Genomic DNA, 20,058 nt, shown 5'->3' with positions numbered 1-20,058 from the left:
CCGTTGTGGCCGAATGTCACATGCGGTCGATCCAACCGACCGAATGTGACATTCGGTCACCGGCGCCGGCGTCCTACGGCAACGAGCGGCGCATCAGTTCGGCGACGCTCCGGTCGTACGCGACGAGCGTGACGATCTCGACGGCGGTGCGGGCGGAGGTCAGCGCGGTGACCGCCTGCCGGATCGCGTCCTCCCTCGGCCAGCCGTAGGCACCGGCGGAGATGAGCGGGAACGCGACGGTGCGGGCGCCGAGGGTGTCGGCGACGGCGAGACTGCGGGTGTAGGCCGACCGCAGCAGGTGCGAGCGGTCCTCGTGGGGCGAGTAGAGCGGTCCGACGGTGTGGATCACCCAGCGCGCCGGGAGTTTTCCGGCAGTGGTGGCCACCGCCGCACCGACGTCCAGACCGTTGGGCAGGGTCGTCGCGCGCAGGGCCTTGCAGGCGGCGAGGATCTCCGGACCGCCGGCGTGGTGGATGGCGCCGTCGACGCCGCCGCCGCCGAGGAGGGAGGACTTGGCGGCGTTGACGATCGCGTCGACGCGCTGGGCGGTGATGTCGCCGTGGACGACGTCGATGAGGGTCACGACTGCTCCTGGAACGTGGTGGGACGAGCGGGGACGGCGACGGGACGACCGTATCCCTTGCGGGCGGCCGCCGTGGCCAGGCGGGTCAGGTCGTGCGCGGTGTACCCGGGCCAGCCGTGCAGGATGCGCCGCCAACGATCCGGGACCGCCGAGGCGCCCCAGCGAGCGCCGAGCAGTCCGCCCGCGATGGCGGCGGTCGTGTCGGTGTCACCGCCGGCGCGGACCGCGGCCTCGAGGGCACGCTGCAGGTGCCCGGCGTCGGAATCGTCGGTCGTGCTGATCGCCCACCACGCGGTCTGCAGCGCGTGGACGGTCCATCCGTTGTTCGCGAAGTCGTCGGGCGAGCCGCGCTCGGCCCGATCGAGCAACGGGCCCCAGTACTCGGCGACGTCGGCGGGGCAGACCTGCAGGTATCCGCGGACACCGTCGAAGGTGCCGTGCAGGACGGCGTGGCGGATCGCGTACGTCCACAGCCGGCAGGCCTGGACCACCCGGGGGTCGTCGTGGGTCAGCCGGGCCACCTCCCCCGCGGCGACGAGCGCGACGTCCGTCCCGCCCGCGCCGAGACAGGACAATGCGACGGGGGCGGTGCGCATGAGAGCGCCGTTGCCGCCCTTGCGGCCGGGAAGGGCGCGGGCGCGGGCCTGCATCGCGGCGCCGCCGGCGGGACGATGCGAGAGCACCGCGCGGGTCTGGTTGCCGATGTCCTTCGGGTCCGAGTCGAACCAGCGCACGAACTGCGCGGCCAACGCGTCGAGACCGGCGGCGCTGCCGAGGTCGACGCCCGTGGCCGCGACCTCGGCGACGGCGACGGTCATCGCGGTGTCGTCGGTCCACTCCCCCGGTTCCCACCCGAACACGCCGCCGCCGACCATGCCGATCTCAGCGTCCGCCGCGGGGTGAGTGAATTCGTAGCCGGCGCCGAGGGCGTCCCCGGCCGCCGTCGCCACCAGCACCCCCACCGCTCGGTCGCACTGTCGTGTCGTCAATGCCATCGCTCGTCCCACCCTTCGATCAAATCTGCGCTATCAGCTTAGATCATGTCCGAGCTAAGCTGCAAGAGTGAACGAGTGGAGGGACGAGACCGGCCGGACGCTGGGCGACTATCCGCACCCGTCGGCGGCGGTGGACGTCGCCGTGCTGACCTACTGCGACGGCGAACTCCGGGTGCTGGCCGTCGAGCACGGCCACGGCCCCCTGGCCCTGCCCGGCACGTTCCTCCGCGAACGCGAACGGCTCGCCGACGCCGCCCGGCGCGTGCTGCGCGACAAGACGAACCTCGCCGGCATCCGATTCCACCAGATCGGCGCGTTCGACGCCCCCGACCGGGATCCGCGCGGATGGGTGATCTCGATCGCCCATGCCGCGGCGGTCCCCCACGAGGATCTCCCGCCCCGCGCCCTCCTCGTGGTGGTGCGTGACGGAAAGGCCGACCAGCCGCTGGCTTTCGATCATGCCGAGATGGTGGCGGCGGCCGTGGCGGATCTGCGGGCGCGCTACGCACAGCGTGTCGATCCGGACGGGCTGCTCGGCGACGAGTTCACCGTCCTCGAGCTGCGGCGGCTGTACGAGGTGGTGTTCGGTCTTCCACTGCAGAAGGACTCGTTCCGCCGCCACGTCGTCGACGCTCTCGACAGCACCGGGCGCATGTCGAGTCCGGGTACCGGCCGGCCGGCGGAACTGTTCCGCCGCAAGGACGGCGCCCGGTTGCCGGCTCAGGCGGCGGTGTTGTTCACCGGCTGAGGCGGCCGCGGGGTCACAGGATCGGATAGACGAAGTGCCCGGGCCCGCCGCCCGGCAGACTCGAACCGGTGACGTTCGGCAGGTTGGCCGGCAGCCGGATCAGCTTGTGCGGCTGCCCGTTCTGATCGGCCTGCCAACAGTCGGTGGTCACGCCGTGGAAGCCGACGCAGACGATCCGGGTGCCGGTGCCGAACGGTGACGTGAGCCGATTCCGGTTCACCAGCGGATTCCAGTAGTCCAGGTCCGCAGGAGTCAGGAAGTCCTTGGTCTCGTACGGCATCATCGGTGTCGGATAGGACGGAATCTCGGGCCACTGGTCCTGCGCCGACGCCGGGCCGGATGCGCCGAAGACTGCGGCGGCCGCCAGCAGCAGCGTCGCTCCCGCTCGCCGGGCACGGCGGCCGATACGGTTGCTCGTCATCTCGCCTCCTCGCGGTACTCGTCCCGACCATCGAAGCACGTGGTGCCCGCCGGCAGCGGGCACCACGCGGAGACGGAAGATTCGGAACCGGTCAGCCGAGCCGCTTGTGGTACACGACGACGTCGCACGGAACGGCGAGCAGCGGAACCAGTTCGGGGTACATGACCTCGGGGTCCTCCGTCCGCACCGGCACGTATCCCATTCGCGGATACCACTGCGACAGGAACACCTTCGACGGGTGCTCGAAGTCTTTGGGCTGGATGATCTCGAGCTGCATGATCTCGTTCCCGAGCCGCGCCGCGTGGGATTCGGCGAACCGCACCAGGGCACGGCCGATGCCTGCACCCCGCACCTCCGGGTCGGCAGCGAGCATCCCGAACTCGGCGGTGCGGGCATCGAGTTGCACCACCTTCACGCAGCCCACGATCCGGTCGCCGAGCGAGGCGACGAAGAGCTGACCGGCACCGGCAAGTTCGGCGATCTCGGTCGCCGAGGTCCGGGTGGCCCCCTCCGGCCACATGCCGTCCTCGGCAACGGCATAGACGGCATTGACGAGGTCGGCGACCACCTTGGCGGTGTCGTCACTGCCGTCGGCCGGGCGCACCAGCGGCCCGATACTCAGTTCCCCAGAGTCCGTCAACGTCTTTCACCCAATTTTCTCGACGACCGCGGCCCGCAACCGCGGAGGGACCGGCGGTCCGGCTTGCCGGAACAAGCCTAGCCGACCGCGACGACGCGACCGTTCCGGCTTCCGAGGGGCGGACGCTCAGCCGGGCAGCGCGCCGACGGCCGGCCTCGACGCCCCGAACTTCGAGGCGAGTTCGCGCCGGGCGGCCCGGTCGCCGGGCCGCTCGAGGAACCGCCTGCCGGTGCGTGTGCGGGCCACCACCGTGGAGGCGACGACGTTCTTGACCAGCACCGGAGGAACGGCCCAGGCCGAGGTGACGGGCAGATCCAGCTCCCGCAGGCTCTGCGTGCCGAGGAAGTACCGAAGCATACTCAGCAGGCGCTGCCGCTCGTACCGGCCGCGCACGTCCCCGAACCTGCCGTGGTCGAGGGTCCGCTGGCCCTCCACGAGGGCCCCGGACAACGCGGCACCCGCGGGCGTGACGTCGTTCTGCACCAGCAGCACGTGGTAGTTGAACACGTGCTGCTCGCGTTCGGTGTCGAACAGCCAGTCCTCGTCGATTCCCATGAGCCATCCGACGTACTTCTACAGGTGCATCACCGCCCGGGACTCCTCACGGGTGACGAAGTACCCCAGTGCCCGCATGCCGAGCAACAGCGTGCCGTTGAACAACCCGAGAGTTGCCGCCTGGTCGGTCTGGTTGATCGGCAGACCCCAGCGCTCGACGTCCCATCGGCCGTTGGTCTCGAACTGGTGGTTGATCAGCGCATGCATCGCGCGCACGTGCACGGTGAGCTTGAATCCCTCACCGTTCCTGCGCATCCCGCCCGGCTCGCCGACCGCGGTTCCCCATTTCTGCGTTTCGCCGAGGCGCCGCATTGCGGTCGAGCCGGTCAGGCCCCCGGTCTCGACGAGCAGATCCGGCGGCCCGCCGAACCGATAGCCACCGATGAGCGACAACTGGAGCAGCACGTCGATGCGGCTGCGGCCCATCCTGCGAAAGGCCCGGGCGCCCTTCTCCAGCAGGTCGAAGTCCACCCACTCCGGGACGTCGTCGACCACGGCGAAGAACCGTCGCAGCGCCTCCGGGGCCTCCGGCACCGCGTCGATGCCGTGCTCGAGCGCCCGATGGAACTGCGCCATGCTCACCCGTTCGGCGTCCGTCCGGGGGCGGCGCATCGCGCGCACCAGATCGGCGCCCACCTCGTCCCGGGCGAACATCCGGCGGCCGATCCGATCGAGCAGTTCCTCGTCGACGGCGCCGATCCGCGCGTAGGCGCGCAGTGGGCGTCCGATGCGCTGGTTCCTGGGCCGGATGCCCGCGTACCGGCGCGGGTAACGGGCCGCCTGCGCGTCCTGTCGAATCTCGTGTGCCACCATGAGCCGATGCTGACACGAGCAAATACTCGCGTTCAATTCGCGTCCGGGGGGCGCCGATGAGGCCGGCGGAGCAGAGCCGGCTGCGCCGGGTGCCACGGCAACGCCGCTCCCAGGCGATGGTCGAGCGCATCGTGACCGCCGGCCGGGAGGTCCTGTTCACCCACGGATACGAGGGCGCCTCCACCAACCGGATCGCCGCCGCCGCCGGTATCAGCCCCGGCTCGCTGTACCAGTACTTCCCCGGCAAGGACGCCATCGTGGCCGAAGTCGTCGACCGGTGGACCGAGGAGGTTCAGGCTCGCATTTCGCACGTGTTCACCGATGCGCTCGACGCCCCCACCTGGACCGAATCGGTGCGGACCAACATGCGCGTACTCCTCGAGGCACTCGGCGAGAACCCCCGGCTGCTGCGCGTGCTCGTCGAGCAACTCCCCCGCACGCCGGACAGCCGGCTGGTCGCGTTCGAGCACCGCATCGACGCGCTGCTGGCCATGTGGCTGCGCTTCAATCCCGGCCGGCGCCGGATCGAGCATCCCGACGCCATCGCGTGGATGCTCGTCCGCACCGTCGAGAACGTCGCGGTCGGTTACGTGCTCGATCAGCCACCGATCGAGCCGGAGGTGGTCGCGGACCAGCTGACGGCCATGATCACCGCCTATCTCAAGGAGATTCTGGACTGAGCGCCGCCCGTATCCTTCCCGACGATCTGTCCGCACGCCTCAGCAGTTGCTCCGGCAGCGTCGCAGCTGGCCGGCCAGGTATCGCCGGGCGCGGCGATGCCCACCCGCGCTGGCGAGTTCGAGGTCCAGCGCGTTCAGGAGCGTCGCGAGCAGGCTCGCCTGCGGGGCCCAGCCGCGCCGGTTCCGGCACTCGGCGAGCCACTCGACCGGACCCCGGTGACCGCGGTCGGCGTTGCACCGCCGGCACGCGGCGGCCTCGTTGGCCGCGATGCTGGGACCGCCCTTGACTCGTGGCACGAGATGTTCGGTGGTCGGCGGAATCAACGGTCCGAACCGTCGGCCACACCACAGGCAGCAATCGTCCTGTCGTTCGACGGCGAGCGTGAGTCTGGCGGCGCGGTCCACCTGTCGATCGTGACCGAGTCGCTCCCCGAGCGCCAGTGCCCCCGCGGACCACGATGCAGGGCGAGCGTTGTCGTCCCGTTCGCTCAGGGATCACAGGCGCTTGCAGAAGTGGCGCCGGGACACCCCGTGGCGGAGATCACTTTCATCCGGCAGACATTCGCGTTCTCCGCACCGTACCATCTTGCGCGGGTGGGGTTCCGGGGGGATACGACATTCGAGGCGTCCGAACGAGCATTCGGGAACTGGACGGTTTCACGAGCAGTCTCCCCCGTGCATCACGTCGTTGTGCAAGTTCGGTTCCATCAAGGGGGGTCATGCATTCTCGCCACACCGTCGTCACGTCCGGACATGCACTGCTGGACGGGCTGGCCACTTCATGCGTCGAGCGCCCCGATCGGATCGCGGTGACCGATCTGCGCTCGTCATCGCAGCACTCTTTTTCCGACATCCAGCACGCGGCCGAGTCCGCACGGACACACCTGCACCAGCTGGGCGTACGGCCAGGCGACAACGTGGTGGTGACGCTGCCGCTGAGCGTCGAGCTGATCGCATACTGCTACGGCGCATTCCTGGTAGGAGCAGTCCCCGCGTTCCTCGACCCCAACCAGCCCCCCGACACGCTGGCCGCGTGCCTTGCCGACCTCGATGCGCCGGTGTGGGTCTCCGAACTGCCCTGCCCCGGAGCGGATCTCTACGACGGCATCGTCTGCACCCCGACGAGCACCGGCTTCGACAGCGCTCGTCTCGGTACGGTTCTGCCCGACCCGAGTCGGAGCGAAATGCAGTGGGACATCGCCGATACCGTGCTGCTGCTCTACACCAGCGGAACCACGGGCATCCCCAAGGGCGTGCCGTGGACCTCGCGCGAGCTCGCCTCGCAGATGCGCTACTACCGCAGCGACGAGATCTCCTCCGAGTTCTGCCTGTTTCCACACCTGGCTCTGGTGGCCGTGGCCATGGGCCGACGCGTGGTGTTGCCGGACCTGGCCACCGTCCAACCCGCTCGCCTCGACGTCGCCGCGTTCTACCGGCAGCTGGCCGTCTCCGGCAGCGACTACCTGTTCGCTTCGCCACTGGTGTGGCATCGCCTGATCACCCATATGGATCAGCATCACCTGCCCGCCCCGGCGTTGCGACGGGTGGCCACCGCGGGGTCGGCCATCGGCGCCCGGCTGGTCGAACGCATGCAGGACAGGCTCGCCCCGGCCGAGGTCGTGGTGCCGTATGCGAGCACCGAAGTGTTGATGCCGATCACCCTGATCGGCGCCGACGAGCACGTGTACCGTTCGAAGCTCGGAACCTGGACCGGCATGGGCACCCCGCTCGGGCGGCCGTCCGCGGACATGGACGTCGCTGTCGTCGAACCGCAGTTCGAGGGGCCGCACTTCGACGTAGCGCTCGACGGCCTCCCTGCCGACAGGACCGGCGAGATCGTCGTTTCCGGCGCTCGGGTGAGCACCACCTACTTCCACCGCGACGACGCCGTGCGCACCGCCAAACTGCGCGATACGCGAACCGGTGAGATATGGCACCGCACAGGCGATTTCGGCTACATCGACTCCTCGGGTCTGGTGTGGTACCTGTGCCGCAGAAAGGACGTCGTCGACTCCCCACACGGCCCGATCCATCCCGATGCGCTCGAACAGATGTGGAACATGGTCACCGGGTTCCTGCTCAGCGCAGTGGTGTATCTCGAGGATCTCGACCGCCTGTTCTACGTCTTTCCCCACGACGAGGATCCTCGCGCCGTCGACCTCGGCACCATGGCAATCCTCGCCCAGCGGCTGCACTTGCCACGGCCCACCCCGGTGCACCTGTCCACCGCGCTACCGACCGACCCGCGGCACAACAGCAAGATCGACCGCGGGCGACTGCGCCGCGTCGTCGAGCACCTCGTCGCGACGGAGGGCCTGTGACCACTACTTCGACTCCGTCGCTGCGTTCGACACCGCCGGCCTGAACGGTCCGGTTCGCGGCTGTGCCGTCGGCACCGGTTTCGGCACCTCCGACTGCTCGAGGCCGGCTACCCGCTGTTCCGACGGCAGCGTGGACGTGCTCGACCGATTTCGGCTCGACTGCGCCGAGGCCGGTCTGCCCTACGCCACCGCACCCGGCCCTCACCTCAGCCAGCTCGTCAGGCTGCCGATACCCTGCCGACCCTCGATGGGTCGACAACTCCACACCCCGGACGCCCCGACCGCGCCCGTGGACGAGCGCGCGGTCAGCGGGCGGCGTTCACCGACTCGGGAAAAACCATGCGGCCGAGCACAGTGCGCATTTCGGCGAGAAGAGCCGGGTCCACGCCGGCGAAGTGCCGGTCCGACACCTCCTCGCTGAGCCGGCGCGCTTCGTCGCACAGCTTTCGTCCCTCGTCGGTGGCGACGACGAGTTTGTTGCGCCGGTCGCCCGGGTCGGCGGTGCGGGCGACCAGATTCCGGTTCTCGAGTTCGTCGACGATCGCGACGATCTGGCTGGGGTCGAGTCCCATGTCCGCGGCGATGCGGCGCTGCGCCACACCGGAGGGTTCGTCGCACGCGAGGGAGAGCACCGTGTAGGGGCGCACCCGCAGCCCGAGTGGGGCGAGAGCCTCGTTCACCGATCGCACCACCATCGCACTGGCACGCGTCAGCAGAAATCCCAGGTCGTCCTCGAGGACGCGTCGACGTTCCATTCCGAGAGCCTTTCGTCGCGACCCTCAGGATAACAGTTCCTCAATCGTTGACATTCTCAATAGTAGATGTTCCTATGTGATTGGGAGTTCATCAGCTCGAGCAACGGAGGATCTCGTGGACCTCAGCAACAAAGTCGCCGTCGTCACCGGTAGCGGGCAGGGCCTCGGCCTCGCCTACGCCGCCGAGCTGGCACGTCACGGCGCCGCGGTCGTGATCAACGACGTCGACCGGGGCACCGCCGATGCCGCCGTCGCGACGATCACCGCCGCGGGCGGACGCGCCGTCGCCGTCGTCGCCCCCGTCGGTCCCACCGAGACGGCTCGAAAACTCGTCGCCGCCGCGGTCGAGCACTTCGGCCGCCTCGACGTGATGGTGACCAATGCGGGCATCCTGCGTGACAAGGTGCTGTGGAAGATGACCGACGACGACTTCGACGCCGTGATCGACGTGCACTTGCGCGGCACCTTCACGTGCGTGCGCGAGGCCGTACTGCGCTTCCGTGAGCAGGGCGAGGGCGGGCGCATCATCGCCATCGGATCCCCGGCCGGGCAGCGCGGCAACTTCGGGCAGACCAACTACTCCGGCGCCAAGGCCGCGGTGGTCGGGATGGTCCGCACCTGGGCGATGGAACTGCAGCGCGCCGGGATCACCGCCAACGCGGTGTGCCCCGTCGCCGTCACCGCGATGACCGAGACCGTGCCGATCTTCGCGCCCTACATCGAGCAGATGAAGCAGACCGGCGAGCTGCCCGCGGTGATCCGCCGCGAGGTCGGCATGGGCACCCCGCAGGACGTCGCCGGCCTGATCGCCTTCCTCGCCTCCGACGACGCCGCCGACATCACCGGGCAGGCGTTCTCCGTCGGCGGCGACCGCCTGGCGCTGTGGTCGCATCCGCAGCTGACCGCCACCGCCTTCCACGACGGCGGCTTCTCCGCCGACGACGTGGCCGCGCAGTGGCCCATCGTGTTCGCCGACCGCGTCGAGTCCGTCGGCGAGGAATTCCCCGAGGAGGTGCTCGCCAAGTGAGCCGCTACGAATACGGGATCGACTTCGAGGCGATCGAGGCGATCGACATCCACACCCACGTCGAGATCGACGGCTGCGGACACCGCTCCATGGACGACGAACTGATGGCCGCCTCGGAGAAGTACTTCAAGTCCGGCGAGGAACGCACCCCCACCATCGACTCCATCGCCGAGCACTACCGGCAGCGGAACATGGCCGCCGTCGTGTTCACCGTCGATGCCCGGTCCGCCACCGGCCACGCCCCCAACTCGGTCGAGGAGATCGCCGAGCTCGCCACCACCCACAACGACGTGCTCATCCCCTTCGGCTCCGTCGATCCGTTGCAGGGCAAGGCCGCTGTGAAACGGGCGCGCCGCCTGGTCGACGAGTACGGCGTCAAGGGCTTCAAGTTCCACCCCAGCATGCAGGGCTTCGAGCCGAACGACCGGCAGTTCTACCCCCTCTACGAGGCCCTCATCGAGGCCGGCGTGCCCGCCCTGTTCCACACCGGCCAGACCGGCATCGGCGCCGGACTGCCCGGCGGGCACGGCATCAAGCTGCGCTACTCCGACCCCATGCTGCTCGACGACGTCGCCGCCGACTTCCCCGACCTGACCATCGTCATGGCCCATCCCGCGGTACCGTGGGTCGACGCGCAGATCTCCATCGCCACCCACAAGGCCAACGTCTACATCGACCTCTCCGGCTGGTCCCCCAAGTACTTCCCGCCGCAACTGGTCAAGGCCGCGAACACGATGCTGCGCCACAAGGTGCTGTTCGGCTCCGACTTCCCCGTCATCCAAGTGGATCGATGGCGCAACGATTTCGCCACTCTCGACATCAAACCCGACATCGCACCGATGATCTTCAAGCAGAACGCACTGCGCGTTCTCGGCATCAAGCGCTGAGCACAGGAGGCCCCATGACCGTCCCCGCCACCTCCATCACCCACGTCGCCACCTTGGCCGACCTCGAGGCACTCGTCGGGCAACCGCTCGGCGTCAGCTCGTGGATGGCGATCGAGCAGGACCGGATCCAGACCTTCGCCGACGCCACCGACGATCATCAGTGGATCCACCTCGACGTCGAGCGGGCGAAGAAGGAGAGCCCGTTCGGCGGTCCCATCGCCCACGGTTACCTGACGCTCTCCCTGATCATCCCGATGTGGAGCGAGGTCCTGAAGGTCGACAGTGTCACCATGGCCGTCAACTACGGCCTGAACAAGGTCCGCTTCACCAGTCCCGTGCCCGCCGGCGGCAAGGTCCGCCTCGACGCGACGCTGAAGTCGTTCGAGAAGCTGCCGAAGGGCGGCGTCCAGATCACCATCGACGGCCTGATCGAACTCGAGGGCAGCGAGCGGCCCGCCGTCGTCGTCGAGGCGGTCTACCGCATGTTCGAGTAGCGGCCGCCGCCTACAGTCGAGCGAATGTACCCTTCTGTCGATCTACGAAGCTGAAGGGTACATTCGCTCGTTTCGGGACGGCTTACGGTTGCACGAACGCGGGCAACAGTGTCAGCGCGACCCGTTCGTTCCAGTCGGCGTCGATGTCACCGCTCCGGGCCCGTTCCGCGCAGTAGGCGCCGACGATGCAGTCCAGGAACGTTTCGACGTCGAGGTCGGCTCGCACGATTCCCCGCGAGATGTGGTGTCGCACGACCTCTGTCAAGGTACTGCGGTGGCGCACGAGCACCGAGCGGATGAGACCGGTGAACGCGGGATCCGCATCGGTCACCAGCGCAGCGAGGCCGCCGAAGCCGACGCCCCCGTCGACCGAACGCAGGGACTGCTCGGCCAGCCACATCAGTACTTCGTGCGCCGTGGCGTCCGGATCGGGCGGCGAGGGCTGCGCAATCGGCTCCATCACCGCGGTGAGCATCTCGTCCCTGTCGCGGTAGCGACGATAGATGGTGGTGCGGGCCATGCCCGTGTGTGCGGCCACGGCCTCGATCGTCACCGCCTTGGGTCCCTTGCGACGAAGCAGTTCGAGCACGGCGTCGGCGATGCGTTCCTCCGGCGTGGCAGTCCCCTCACCTTGCCGCATGCGCCACTCCTGTCCGCTGTCTCGACTTACGACGATCCTACAACAGCGCTACACTTGATGTAGCTACGCAACATGTAGCGATTCGAAGAGAGGTGCGCACATGAAGATCTCGAACTCGTCGGCCGGAGCGATCGCCCTGATCCTGGGCATCGTCACCATGACCGCATCGGTATGGTTCGACACCACCCCCGTCGGCTCCGGTGTCACTCTCGGACTGGGTGCCATCGCCGCGATCTACGCCCTGTGGTCGCTGATCGCCCGCGACCCCACCAAGGATCACTGGTCCCTGTCCGTCGTCGGCTTGATCCTGTTCATCTCGCCCTGGATCGGACAGTTCGCCGGCGACGGAGCAGCCTGGACCGCGTGGATCGCGGGCGCGCTGATCATGCTCGTCGGCGGCACCGCGTATCTCGCCGACGAGTCTGCCGGCGTCACGGCGTCGACCCGGGAAGAGGAACGACGCGCCTATGCGTCCACGGCCCACTGAGAACGCCGAAGGGGAGGTTGCCGGCGACGTGTCGCGGCAACCTCCCCTTCGAGGGTCCGAAGAACCTACACCAGCAGCTCGGCGATCTGAATTGTGTTGAGGGCAGCGCCCTTCCGCAGGTTGTCCCCCGAGACGAACAGCGCGAGACCGCGGCCCTCCGGCACACCCGGATCCTGCCGGACCCGGCCCACCAGCGACGGATCCTGGCCGGCGGCCTGCAGCGGCGTCGGAACATCCACGAGGCGCACGCCGGGGGCGTTCGCGAGCAGTTCCTTCGCGCGCTCCACCGACAGCGGGCGTTCGAACTCGGCGTTGATCGACAGCGAGTGGCCGGTGATCACCGGCACGCGCACGCAGGTACCCGAGACCAGCAGATCCGGGAGTCCGAGGATCTTGCGGGACTCGTTGCGCAGCTTCTGGTCCTCGTCGGTCTCGCCGCTGCCGTCGTCGACGAGCGAACCCGCGAGCGGCAGGACGTTGAACGCAATCGGCGCGACGTACTTGTCCGGAGCCGGGAAGTCGACGGCGCTGCCGTCGTGCACGAGCTTCTCGGCGTCGCCGATGACGGCGCGGGCCTGGCCGAGCAGCTCCTCGACGCCCGCGATGCCGCTGCCGGAGACCGCCTGGTAGCTCGAGACGATCAGTCGCTGCAGGCCGGCTTCGTCGTGCAGCACTTTCAGGACCGGCATCGCGGCCATGGTGGTGCAGTTCGGGTTGGCGATGATGCCCTTCGGCGGGTTCTTCGCCTCCTGCGGGTTCACCTCGCTCACGACGAGCGGCACCTCGGGGTCCTTGCGCCAGGCCGAGGAGTTGTCGACCACGACCGCCCCGGCGGCGGCGAACCGCGGCGCCTGGGCACGCGAGAGCGTCGCACCGGCCGAGAACAGGGCGATGTCGATGCCCTTCAGATCCTCGTCGGAGGTCGCCGCGGCGTCCTCCACGACGATCTCCTCCCCGCGGAACGGCAGCTTCTTGCCGGCCGAGCGGGCCGAGGCGAAGAAGCGCACCTTGTCGGCGGGAAAGTTGCGCTCCTCGAGCAGGGTGCGCATGACGATGCCGACCTGGCCGGTGGCACCTACGACTGCGATGGTGGTCATGATCTACCGTCCCGTTCCGGCGTGGACGACGGCTTCCTCGTCGCCGCCGAGTTCGAAGGCGGCGTGCAGGGCGCGCACCGCGTCGTCGAGTTCGGTGTCGTCGACGAGCACCGAGATGCGGATCTCCGAGGTGGAGATGAGATCGATGTTGATGCCCGCGTCCGCGAGGGCCTCGCAGAACTTCGCCGTGACGCCCGGATGGCTCTTCATTCCGGCACCGACGAGCGAGACCTTGCCGATGTGGTCGTCGAACAGCACCTGGGTGAAGCCGATCTCCTCCTGCTGCTTGCTCAGCAACTCCACGGCACGTGGGCCGTCGCTCTTCGGCAGGGTGAAGGTGATGTCGGTCTTGCCGGTCTCCACCTTGGAGATGTTCTGCAACACCATGTCGATGTTGATCTCGGCCTCGGCGACGGCGCGGAACACCTTCGCGGCGTAGCCGGGAGTGTCGGGCAGGCCGACGACGGTGACCTTGGCCTCGCCGCGATCGTGCGCGACGCCGGTGATCAGAGCCTCTTCCACGGGGATGTCCTCCATCGATCCGGACACGATGGTGCCGGGCTTGGTGGTGTACGACGAACGAACGTGCACGGGCACGTTGTAGCGGCGGGCGTACTCGACGCAGCGCAGCATGAGCACCTTCGCGCCGCAGGCCGCGAGCTCGAGCATCTCCTCGAACGAGACCTTCTCGAGCCGCTGCGCGTCCTTGACGATGCGCGGGTCGGCAGTGAAGACGCCGTCGACGTCGGTGTAGATCTCGCAGACATCGGCGTCGAGCGCCGCGGCCAGGGCCACGGCGGTGGTGTCGGACCCGCCGCGGCCGAGGGTGGTGATGTCCTTGCTGTCCTGGCTCACGCCCTGGAAACCGGCGACGAGGACGATGCTGCCCTCGTCGAGCGCGGTCCGGACGCGGCCGGGGGTGACGTCGATGATCTTCGCGTTGCCGTGGCTGCCCGTCGTGATCACGCCGGCCTGGGAGCCGGTGAACGAGCGTGCCTCGGCGCCGAGCGAGTGGATCGCCATCGCGACCAGGGCGTTGGAGATGCGCTCACCGGAGGTGAGGAGCATGTCCATCTCACGCGCCGGCGGGGCGGGGCACACCTGCTGAGCGAGGTCGAGCAGCTCGTCGGTGGTGTCGCCCATCGCCGACACGACCACGACGACGTCGTTGCCCGCCTTCTTGGTCTCGACTATCCGTTCAGCGACGCGCCGGATCCGTTCGGCCGTCGCGACCGAGGATCCTCCGTACTTCTGGACGACGAGTGCCACGCTGGCGAACCTCCGGGGTCTTGGGTGCAAGTCCAGGGGACCAGCTTACCGATGCGGCCCGAAGGGATGCGGCCCGACCTGCCCCGACCCGCCCCGCCCATCCGGCGGCAACCTCGGCAGCAGACCGTAATCGCCGGGCCCGAACGCGATCTCGGACGGCAACGGCAGCGGCGGGCGGGAGCGCCGGCGGACGCTGCGGGTCCGCGCGGCGGGACGCGGGTCCGCGCGGCGGGATGCGGCCGACAACGGCCGCTCGGGACGAGCGGCTCAGCCCGCGACGGTCGTGCGCAGCAGCATGACGTTGTAGTCGCTCCAGCGGGACGCGACGAAGTAGAGGTCGTTGCCGCTGGACCACGGGTGGATGTACGGCGCGTACAGGCCGCTGATCTGGGCACTGGTGACGAGCACGCGCGGCGCGCTCCACGGGCCCTCCGGCCGCGCGCTCGTGCGCATCTCGATCCGGCCGCCTTCCTCGTTGCCGTAGAGGAGGACGAAGGTGCTGCCGGTCCAGTGCACCGACATCTCGCCGACCGGGCCGTCGACGACGGGCACTGCCGCATCGATTCCGCCGAGCACCCAGCCGGTGCCGGTCCAGAACTCGTAGGCGCCGAGGTCTCGGATCTGCGCCTCGGGCACGCGGGAGACGTAGGCCGGTCCGAAGCGGCCGTTGGGCGTGCCGAAGTCGTAGACGTAGCCCTCGTGCTTGACGTACGCGTGCTGCTGGAACCCGGCGTTGCCGACGGCCAGCTGCTGGACGCCGGGCACCTCCACCGGTGTGTTGATCCGCGCGGTGGCCGGGTCGACGGTCCACGTCTCACCGTTGTCGGTCGAGTACGCGAGGGCGGAGGCGTTGGTCCACCATTCCCCGGGCTCGCCCCAGGCGCGCACCGACATGAAGTTGATGTACTGGGTGCCGCCGACGGCGACAGCGGCGGTGGGCACGACGGTGGTCTCGACCCCGTCGATGCCGATGCTGCCGAGGATCTCCCGGGCGAAGTTCGGGTCGGAGGCGAGCACCGGTGCGCCGGAAGAGGGATCGCCGGGGCGGGGCTCGGGCACGGCGATGCCGTCCGACAGCTCGGTGTCCGCGCTGCGCATGAGGATGTTGCGGCGCCATTCGTCGCCCTCGACCGAGCAGTCGCCGAAGGTGTCGCCGAAGGCCATGAGCACCTGGCGGCCGGGTCCGGTTTCACCGTTGTCCCACATGATTCCCAGATCGGTACCCGAGACGGAGAACCGGGTGTCGGTCCGGTTCGGGCTGCGCGGCCCGGTGACCCAGGCGACGGTGCGGGTGGGACCGGAGGTGATCGTCGGGAGCGGTCCCTGTGGTGTCCCGGCACCGGGGTTGCTGCTGCCGAAGCCGCTGCTTCCGGGTCCGGAATTCCCGCAGGGTTCGGCGTGGGCGGTGGCGGCGAACGGCACCGCGCAGCCGAGCGCCAGCAGCAGCGCGGAGGTGAACGTCGTCGCCGACCGGACCGCGCTCATGAACTCTCCTCCCGTCCGGGTGACCGGATCGCGTCTTCCGCAGGACTTCTGTGACAGGTGATTCTCATGTGACGAATGAGGTCAACGTATTGGACCGGCACGGACCGCGGCGGGGCCCTTCGTATCGATCGGGTCACGTTCGCGCGGGCCCGGCTGTTCGGGATCGGTTTCGAGATCGTTTATGGAATCCCTCACCTCCGGGTGGGCTCCGGCGGGGCCGGCGAGTACACTGCCTGGCATGCAGCGCGCGCTTCTCCTCGGCCGCCGCGGCGGGATCTGACCAGACCGGCTTCCCGTCGCGGGGTGTTGTCGCGCCGGTCGTATCCTCATCCGGACTCACCGGTCCCCATTTTTTGGAGCTACGTCATGTCACCCGCCGACGCATTCACCTCCGGCTCGCGCACGATCACGCCGCCGAGCAAGCCCGCCCCCGCCGATCAGCCGGCGTGGAACAAGCAGAAGAACTCTTCGATGCCGACCTACCGGTACCGGCCGTTCGCCGAGGAGGTCGAGCCGATCACGCTGCCCGACCGCACCTGGCCGGACAAGATCATCGACCGGGCGCCCGCCTGGTGCGCGGTGGACCTGCGTGACGGCAACCAGGCGCTCATCGACCCCATGAGCCCCGCCCGCAAGCGGCGCATGTTCGACCTGCTGGTACGCATGGGCTACAAGGAGATCGAGGTCGGCTTCCCGTCGGCGAGCCAGACCGACTTCGACTTCGTCCGAGAGATCATCGAGGACAACGCGATTCCCGACGACGTCACCATCCAGGTGCTGACGCAGGCCCGCCCCGAGCTGATCAAGCGCACCTTCGAGGCGTGCGCCGGGGCCCACTCGGCCATCGTCCACTTCTACAACTCGACGTCGATCCTGCAGCGTCGCGTGGTGTTCCGGGCGGACAAGGACACGGTCAAGAAGATCGCCACCGACGCGGCCGAGCTGGTGCTCGAGGAGGCGAAGAACCACCCCGACACGAACTGGCGGTGGGAGTACTCCCCCGAGTCGTACACCGGCACGGAACTGTCGTATGCCAAGGAGGTGTGCGACGCGGTCGTCGACACCCTGGGCGCGACCCCCGAGAACCCGGTGATCATCAACCTGCCGGCCACGGTCGAGATGGCCACGCCGAACGTGTACGCCGACTCGATCGAGTGGATGCACCGCAACCTGGCCAAGCGCGACTCGATCATCCTGTCGCTGCATCCGCACAACGACCGCGGCACCGGTGTCGCGGCGGCCGAACTGGGCTACCAGGCCGGCGCCGACCGCATCGAGGGCTGCCTGTTCGGCAACGGCGAGCGCACCGGCAACGTGTGCCTGGTGACCCTGGGCCTGAACATGTTCAGCCGGGGCGTGGATCCGCAGATCGACTTCTCCGACATCGACGAGATCCGCCGCACCGTCGAGTACTGCAACCAGCTGCCCGTGCCCGAGCGGCACCCCTACGGCGGTGACCTGGTCTACACCGCCTTCTCCGGCAGCCACCAGGACGCCATCAACAAGGGCATGGACATGATGAAGGCCGACGCCGATGCCGCGGGCACCGACGTCGACGACCTGACCTGGGCGGTGCCGTATCTGCCCATCGACCCGAAGGACGTGGGCCGCAGCTACGAGGCCGTGATCCGGGTCAACTCGCAGTCCGGCAAGGGCGGCGTGGCGTACATCATGAAGCACGACCACGGCCTGAACCTGCCGCGACGGCTGCAGATCGAGTTCTCGCAGGCGGTACAGCGCGTCACCGACGGTGAGGGCGGCGAGGTCAGCCCCAAGGAGATGTGGGACATCTTCCACGAGGAGTACCTGGCTCCGACCACTCCGCTCGAGCGGATGCGGCAGAAGGTCACGGCGGCCGAGACCGACGACGGCACCGACACCGTCACCGCGGTCGTGAAGTACCACGGCAAGGAACAGGAGATCACCGGGTCCGGCAACGGTCCGCTCGCGGCCTTCGTCGACGCCCTGGAATCCCTGGGCTACCAGGTGGCCGTCCGCGGCTACGCCGAGCATGCCATGTCGGCCGGCGACGACGCCCTCGCCGCCGCGTACGTCGAAGCGGACGTGACCCGGCCCGACGGCGTCACGACCCTGGTCTGGGGCGCCGGCATCGCACCGTCCATCACGACGGCCTCGCTGCGCGCGGTGGTGTCGGCGGTGAACCGGGCGCACTGAGCCCTCCGGGTCCCGCGAACGCCGGTCGATTCGGCAGGAATTCGGACGAATGCGGCGGTACTCTTCCCCGGGGAGTGCCGCCGCATTCCGCGTTTTCCCACCTCGCGCGTGCCCCACGAAAGGGAGCGTCACATGGATTTCTGGGACATCATCTGGTTCATCATCATCAGCTTCGCGTTCATCGCGTACCTGATGGTGCTCTTCTCGATCATCGGCGACCTGTTCCGCAACCACCAGCAGTCCGGCTGGATCAAGGCGATCTGGATCGTCTTCCTGATCTTCCTGCCGTTCCTCACCGCCCTGATCTACCTGATCGTCAACGGCAAGGGCATGGCCGAGCGGTCCGCACGGGAATACGCCCAGGTCAAGCAGGCCCAGGACAGCTACATCCGCGAGGTCGCCGGCAAGTCCCCCGCCGAGCACATCGCCGACGCCAAGGCGCTGCTCGACGCGGGCACCATCACCGAAGCCGAGTACCAGGCTCTCAAGGCCAAGGCGCTGTCCTGACCATCTGCTGCCTGCCGGAACGAGAACGTTAACGCCTCTCCTTCCTGAAGGCAGGAGATTCCCGGCTCAGACCGCAACCGCACCACCACCCGGAGGGAGGACGGCGCTTCCTCTCCCTCGTGAACGAGGGAGTATCCGCGCCGCACATCAGATGACACCGGATCCGGTGCTGGTCGACCGCGACGGCCCGGTCACGACGATCGGGATCAACCGTCCGGGGGTCCGCAACGCCGTCGATCGGGCGACGGCCGAGGCGCTGGCCGCCGCCTTCCGCGCCTTCGACGCCGACGACGGCGCGGCGGTCGCCGTGCTGCACGGCACCGGCGGCACCTTCTGCGCCGGCGCCGACCTGAAGGCGATCAGCGAGGGACACCCGAACCGGGTCGCCCCGGACGGGGACGGGCCGATGGGCGTGTCGCGGATGCGGCTGTCCAAGCCCGTCGTCGCCGCGATCTCGGGGCACGCCGTCGCCGGCGGGCTCGAACTGGCCCTGTGGGCCGATCTGCGCGTCGCCGAGGAGGGGGCGGTCCTGGGCGTGTTCTGCCGCCGCTGGGGCGTGCCGCTGATCGACGGCGGCACGGTGCGGCTGCCGCGGCTCATCGGCGAGAGCCGCGCGATGGATCTCGTCCTGACCGGCCGTCCCGTCGACGCCGGCGAGGCGCTGAGCATCGGGCTGGTCAACCGGCTCGTTCCCGCCGGTCAGGCACTCACCGCGGCCCGCGCCCTCGCCGCCGAGATCGCCGCCTTCCCGCAGACCTGTCTGCGCCGGGACCGCCTCTCGCTGCTCGAGCAGCACGGGCTCGACGAGGACCAGGCGTTGCTCAACGAGTTCCGGCACGGCGCGGTCTCCCTGGCGCACGACACGCTCGAGGGCGCGTCCCGGTTCGCCGGCGGTGCCGGGCGGCACGGCAGTTTCGGTGAGCCCGGCACCTAGCCGTCCACATCCCCGCCGTCCCACACCACGTGCCCGTCCGCCCGCATGCGGGCACCCGGCGCCGCCTCGTGCGCCAGTAGACGGCCGTCGTGCATGAGGTGCTCGACGTCGTGGCCGAACCGCAGCACGACGACGTCGGCGACGAGGCGGCGGTGGCATCGCCACCACACGCTCTCGCTGCACATCATCGCGGTCCGGCGCCGCGCGGACTCCTCGAGCAGCCCGTCGAGCGCGTCGGCGAACTCCTCGGTGCGGGTGTGGGCGGCGTAGGCGGCGAACTGCTCGACCCGCCACCACGAGTCCTCGGGCGTCGTCCCGGCGGGGAGCCGTCGCCGGCCGCCGAGTCGCCGCTCGAGCCGGTAGCCGATGCCGGCATCGGCCAGCCATTGCGTCATCGCGTCGCTCGACAGGTCCGGGTTGCGCCGGCTGCCCGGGAAACGCCGGACGTCGACCAGCGACTCGACGCCGGCGGAATGCAGCAGCTCGGCCAGTTGCGTCCGGTCGAGCCGTCCGTGCCCCACGGAGAGCAGCATCGCGACGATTCC

At 69.1% G+C, this 20,058-nt stretch carries 21 protein-coding genes and 1 pseudogene; 10 read left to right on the top strand and 12 right to left on the bottom strand.

Features of this window, described 5'->3' with window-relative positions:
- Positions 1-73: 73 nt before the first annotated feature.
- A complete protein-coding gene (locus ACWPQI_RS02375) occupies positions 74-583 on the bottom strand; it encodes an O-acetyl-ADP-ribose deacetylase (protein ID WP_010594975.1) in 510 nt (169 codons plus the stop codon).
- The gene (locus tag ACWPQI_RS02370) at positions 580-1,578 is read right to left on the bottom strand and encodes an ADP-ribosylglycohydrolase family protein (RefSeq protein WP_029540077.1); all 999 of its coding nucleotides are present in this window, start codon (positions 1,576-1,578) and stop codon (positions 580-582) included. The genes ACWPQI_RS02375 and ACWPQI_RS02370 overlap by 4 nt, the downstream gene beginning before the upstream one ends.
- A 67-nt stretch (positions 1,579-1,645) precedes the next feature.
- Between ACWPQI_RS02370 and ACWPQI_RS02365 the strand changes: the two genes are divergently transcribed.
- Positions 1,646-2,326, top strand: coding sequence for an NUDIX hydrolase (locus tag ACWPQI_RS02365; protein ID WP_010594973.1), 681 nt, complete (start codon positions 1,646-1,648; stop codon positions 2,324-2,326).
- Between the two features lie 13 nt (positions 2,327-2,339).
- On the opposite strand, the gene ACWPQI_RS02360 is transcribed toward ACWPQI_RS02365, so the two are convergent.
- From ACWPQI_RS02360 to ACWPQI_RS02350, 3 genes and pseudogenes are all read right to left on the bottom strand, one after another.
- Entirely contained in the window at positions 2,340-2,747 is a 408-nt protein-coding gene (locus ACWPQI_RS02360) for a hypothetical protein (RefSeq protein WP_010594972.1), read from the bottom strand.
- A 91-nt stretch (positions 2,748-2,838) separates the two neighbouring features.
- Positions 2,839-3,387, bottom strand: a complete 549-nt coding sequence (locus ACWPQI_RS02355; protein ID WP_225223147.1) for a GNAT family N-acetyltransferase — start codon at positions 3,385-3,387, stop codon at positions 2,839-2,841.
- Positions 3,388-3,513: 126 nt separating this feature from the next.
- A pseudogene (locus ACWPQI_RS02350) lies at positions 3,514-4,755 on the bottom strand (oxygenase MpaB family protein).
- Positions 4,756-4,871: 116 nt separating this feature from the next.
- Between ACWPQI_RS02350 and ACWPQI_RS02345 the strand changes: the two are divergent.
- Positions 4,872-5,435: a TetR/AcrR family transcriptional regulator gene (locus ACWPQI_RS02345; RefSeq protein WP_203011787.1), complete on the top strand. Its 564-nt coding sequence runs from the start codon at positions 4,872-4,874 to the stop codon at positions 5,433-5,435.
- A 39-nt stretch (positions 5,436-5,474) separates the two neighbouring features.
- Here ACWPQI_RS02345 and ACWPQI_RS02340 read toward each other — a convergent pair whose 3' ends face one another.
- Positions 5,475-5,840: an HNH endonuclease gene (locus tag ACWPQI_RS02340; protein ID WP_010594968.1), complete on the bottom strand. Its 366-nt coding sequence runs from the start codon at positions 5,838-5,840 to the stop codon at positions 5,475-5,477.
- A gap of 314 nt (positions 5,841-6,154) precedes the next feature.
- On the opposite strand from ACWPQI_RS02340, the gene ACWPQI_RS02335 reads away from it, so the two are divergent.
- Positions 6,155-7,756 carry an AMP-binding protein gene (locus ACWPQI_RS02335; RefSeq protein WP_140188246.1) on the top strand — a complete coding sequence of 534 codons (1,602 nt, stop codon included), beginning with the start codon at positions 6,155-6,157 and terminating at the stop codon, positions 7,754-7,756.
- 305 nt (positions 7,757-8,061) lie between these two features.
- On the opposite strand, the gene ACWPQI_RS02330 is transcribed toward ACWPQI_RS02335, so the two are convergent.
- Entirely contained in the window at positions 8,062-8,511 is a 450-nt protein-coding gene (locus tag ACWPQI_RS02330; RefSeq protein WP_010594966.1) for a MarR family winged helix-turn-helix transcriptional regulator, read from the bottom strand.
- A 115-nt stretch (positions 8,512-8,626) separates the two neighbouring features.
- On the opposite strand from ACWPQI_RS02330, the gene couN reads away from it, so the two are divergent.
- From couN to ACWPQI_RS02315, 3 genes are read left to right on the top strand one after another with little or no spacing between them, the layout of a single operon-like run.
- Positions 8,627-9,538 carry a 4-hydroxyphenyl-beta-hydroxyacyl-CoA dehydrogenase gene (couN, locus tag ACWPQI_RS02325; RefSeq protein WP_010594965.1) on the top strand — a complete coding sequence of 304 codons (912 nt, stop codon included), beginning with the start codon at positions 8,627-8,629 and terminating at the stop codon, positions 9,536-9,538.
- A complete protein-coding gene (gene couO, locus ACWPQI_RS02320; RefSeq protein ID WP_010594964.1) occupies positions 9,535-10,425 on the top strand; it encodes a 4-hydroxyphenyl-beta-ketoacyl-CoA hydrolase in 891 nt (296 codons plus the stop codon). Before couN ends, couO begins: the two co-directional genes overlap by 4 nt.
- Before the next feature lie 14 nt (positions 10,426-10,439).
- Positions 10,440-10,919, top strand: coding sequence for a MaoC family dehydratase (locus tag ACWPQI_RS02315; RefSeq protein WP_010594963.1), 480 nt, complete (start codon positions 10,440-10,442; stop codon positions 10,917-10,919).
- An 82-nt stretch (positions 10,920-11,001) separates the two neighbouring features.
- Here ACWPQI_RS02315 and ACWPQI_RS02310 read toward each other — a convergent pair whose 3' ends face one another.
- Positions 11,002-11,559, bottom strand: a complete 558-nt coding sequence (locus ACWPQI_RS02310; RefSeq protein ID WP_010594962.1) for a TetR/AcrR family transcriptional regulator — start codon at positions 11,557-11,559, stop codon at positions 11,002-11,004.
- Positions 11,560-11,659: 100 nt separating this feature from the next.
- Here ACWPQI_RS02310 and ACWPQI_RS02305 point away from each other — a divergent pair, with 100 nt between their 5' ends.
- Positions 11,660-12,046, top strand: a complete 387-nt coding sequence (locus ACWPQI_RS02305; RefSeq protein ID WP_010594961.1) for an SPW repeat domain-containing protein — start codon at positions 11,660-11,662, stop codon at positions 12,044-12,046.
- Positions 12,047-12,111: 65 nt separating this feature from the next.
- Here ACWPQI_RS02305 and ACWPQI_RS02300 read toward each other — a convergent pair whose 3' ends face one another.
- The 3 genes from ACWPQI_RS02300 to ACWPQI_RS02290 form a co-directional block, all read right to left on the bottom strand.
- Positions 12,112-13,143, bottom strand: a complete 1,032-nt coding sequence (locus ACWPQI_RS02300) for an aspartate-semialdehyde dehydrogenase (protein ID WP_010594960.1) — start codon at positions 13,141-13,143, stop codon at positions 12,112-12,114.
- 3 nt (positions 13,144-13,146) lie between these two features.
- Positions 13,147-14,412: an aspartate kinase gene (locus ACWPQI_RS02295; protein WP_003935350.1), complete on the bottom strand. Its 1,266-nt coding sequence runs from the start codon at positions 14,410-14,412 to the stop codon at positions 13,147-13,149.
- A 267-nt stretch (positions 14,413-14,679) separates the two neighbouring features.
- Complete coding sequence (locus ACWPQI_RS02290) at positions 14,680-15,897, bottom strand: DUF4185 domain-containing protein (RefSeq protein WP_010594959.1); 1,218 nt, start codon at positions 15,895-15,897, stop codon at positions 14,680-14,682.
- A 366-nt stretch (positions 15,898-16,263) separates the two neighbouring features.
- On the opposite strand from ACWPQI_RS02290, the gene leuA reads away from it, so the two are divergent.
- The 3 genes from leuA (at position 16,264) to ACWPQI_RS02275 (ending at position 19,513) form a co-directional block, all read left to right on the top strand.
- Positions 16,264-18,072 carry a 2-isopropylmalate synthase gene (leuA, locus tag ACWPQI_RS02285; protein WP_010594958.1) on the top strand — a complete coding sequence of 603 codons (1,809 nt, stop codon included), beginning with the start codon at positions 16,264-16,266 and terminating at the stop codon, positions 18,070-18,072.
- A gap of 132 nt (positions 18,073-18,204) precedes the next feature.
- Positions 18,205-18,579 carry an SHOCT domain-containing protein gene (locus ACWPQI_RS02280; RefSeq protein ID WP_010594957.1) on the top strand — a complete coding sequence of 125 codons (375 nt, stop codon included), beginning with the start codon at positions 18,205-18,207 and terminating at the stop codon, positions 18,577-18,579.
- A gap of 151 nt (positions 18,580-18,730) precedes the next feature.
- On the top strand, positions 18,731-19,513 hold the full coding sequence (locus tag ACWPQI_RS02275) for a crotonase/enoyl-CoA hydratase family protein (protein ID WP_010594956.1): 783 nt from the start codon (positions 18,731-18,733) through the stop codon (positions 19,511-19,513).
- Here ACWPQI_RS02275 and ACWPQI_RS02270 read toward each other — a convergent pair.
- Complete coding sequence (locus tag ACWPQI_RS02270) at positions 19,510-20,046, bottom strand: DUF488 domain-containing protein (protein ID WP_026138029.1); 537 nt, start codon at positions 20,044-20,046, stop codon at positions 19,510-19,512. The two genes, ACWPQI_RS02275 and ACWPQI_RS02270, sit on opposite strands and share 4 nt — an antisense overlap.
- Positions 20,047-20,058 lie beyond the last annotated feature (12 nt).

Source organism: Rhodococcus sp. LMD, assembly GCF_056108245.1.
This window is presented reverse-complemented; position numbering and strand designations above follow the sequence as displayed.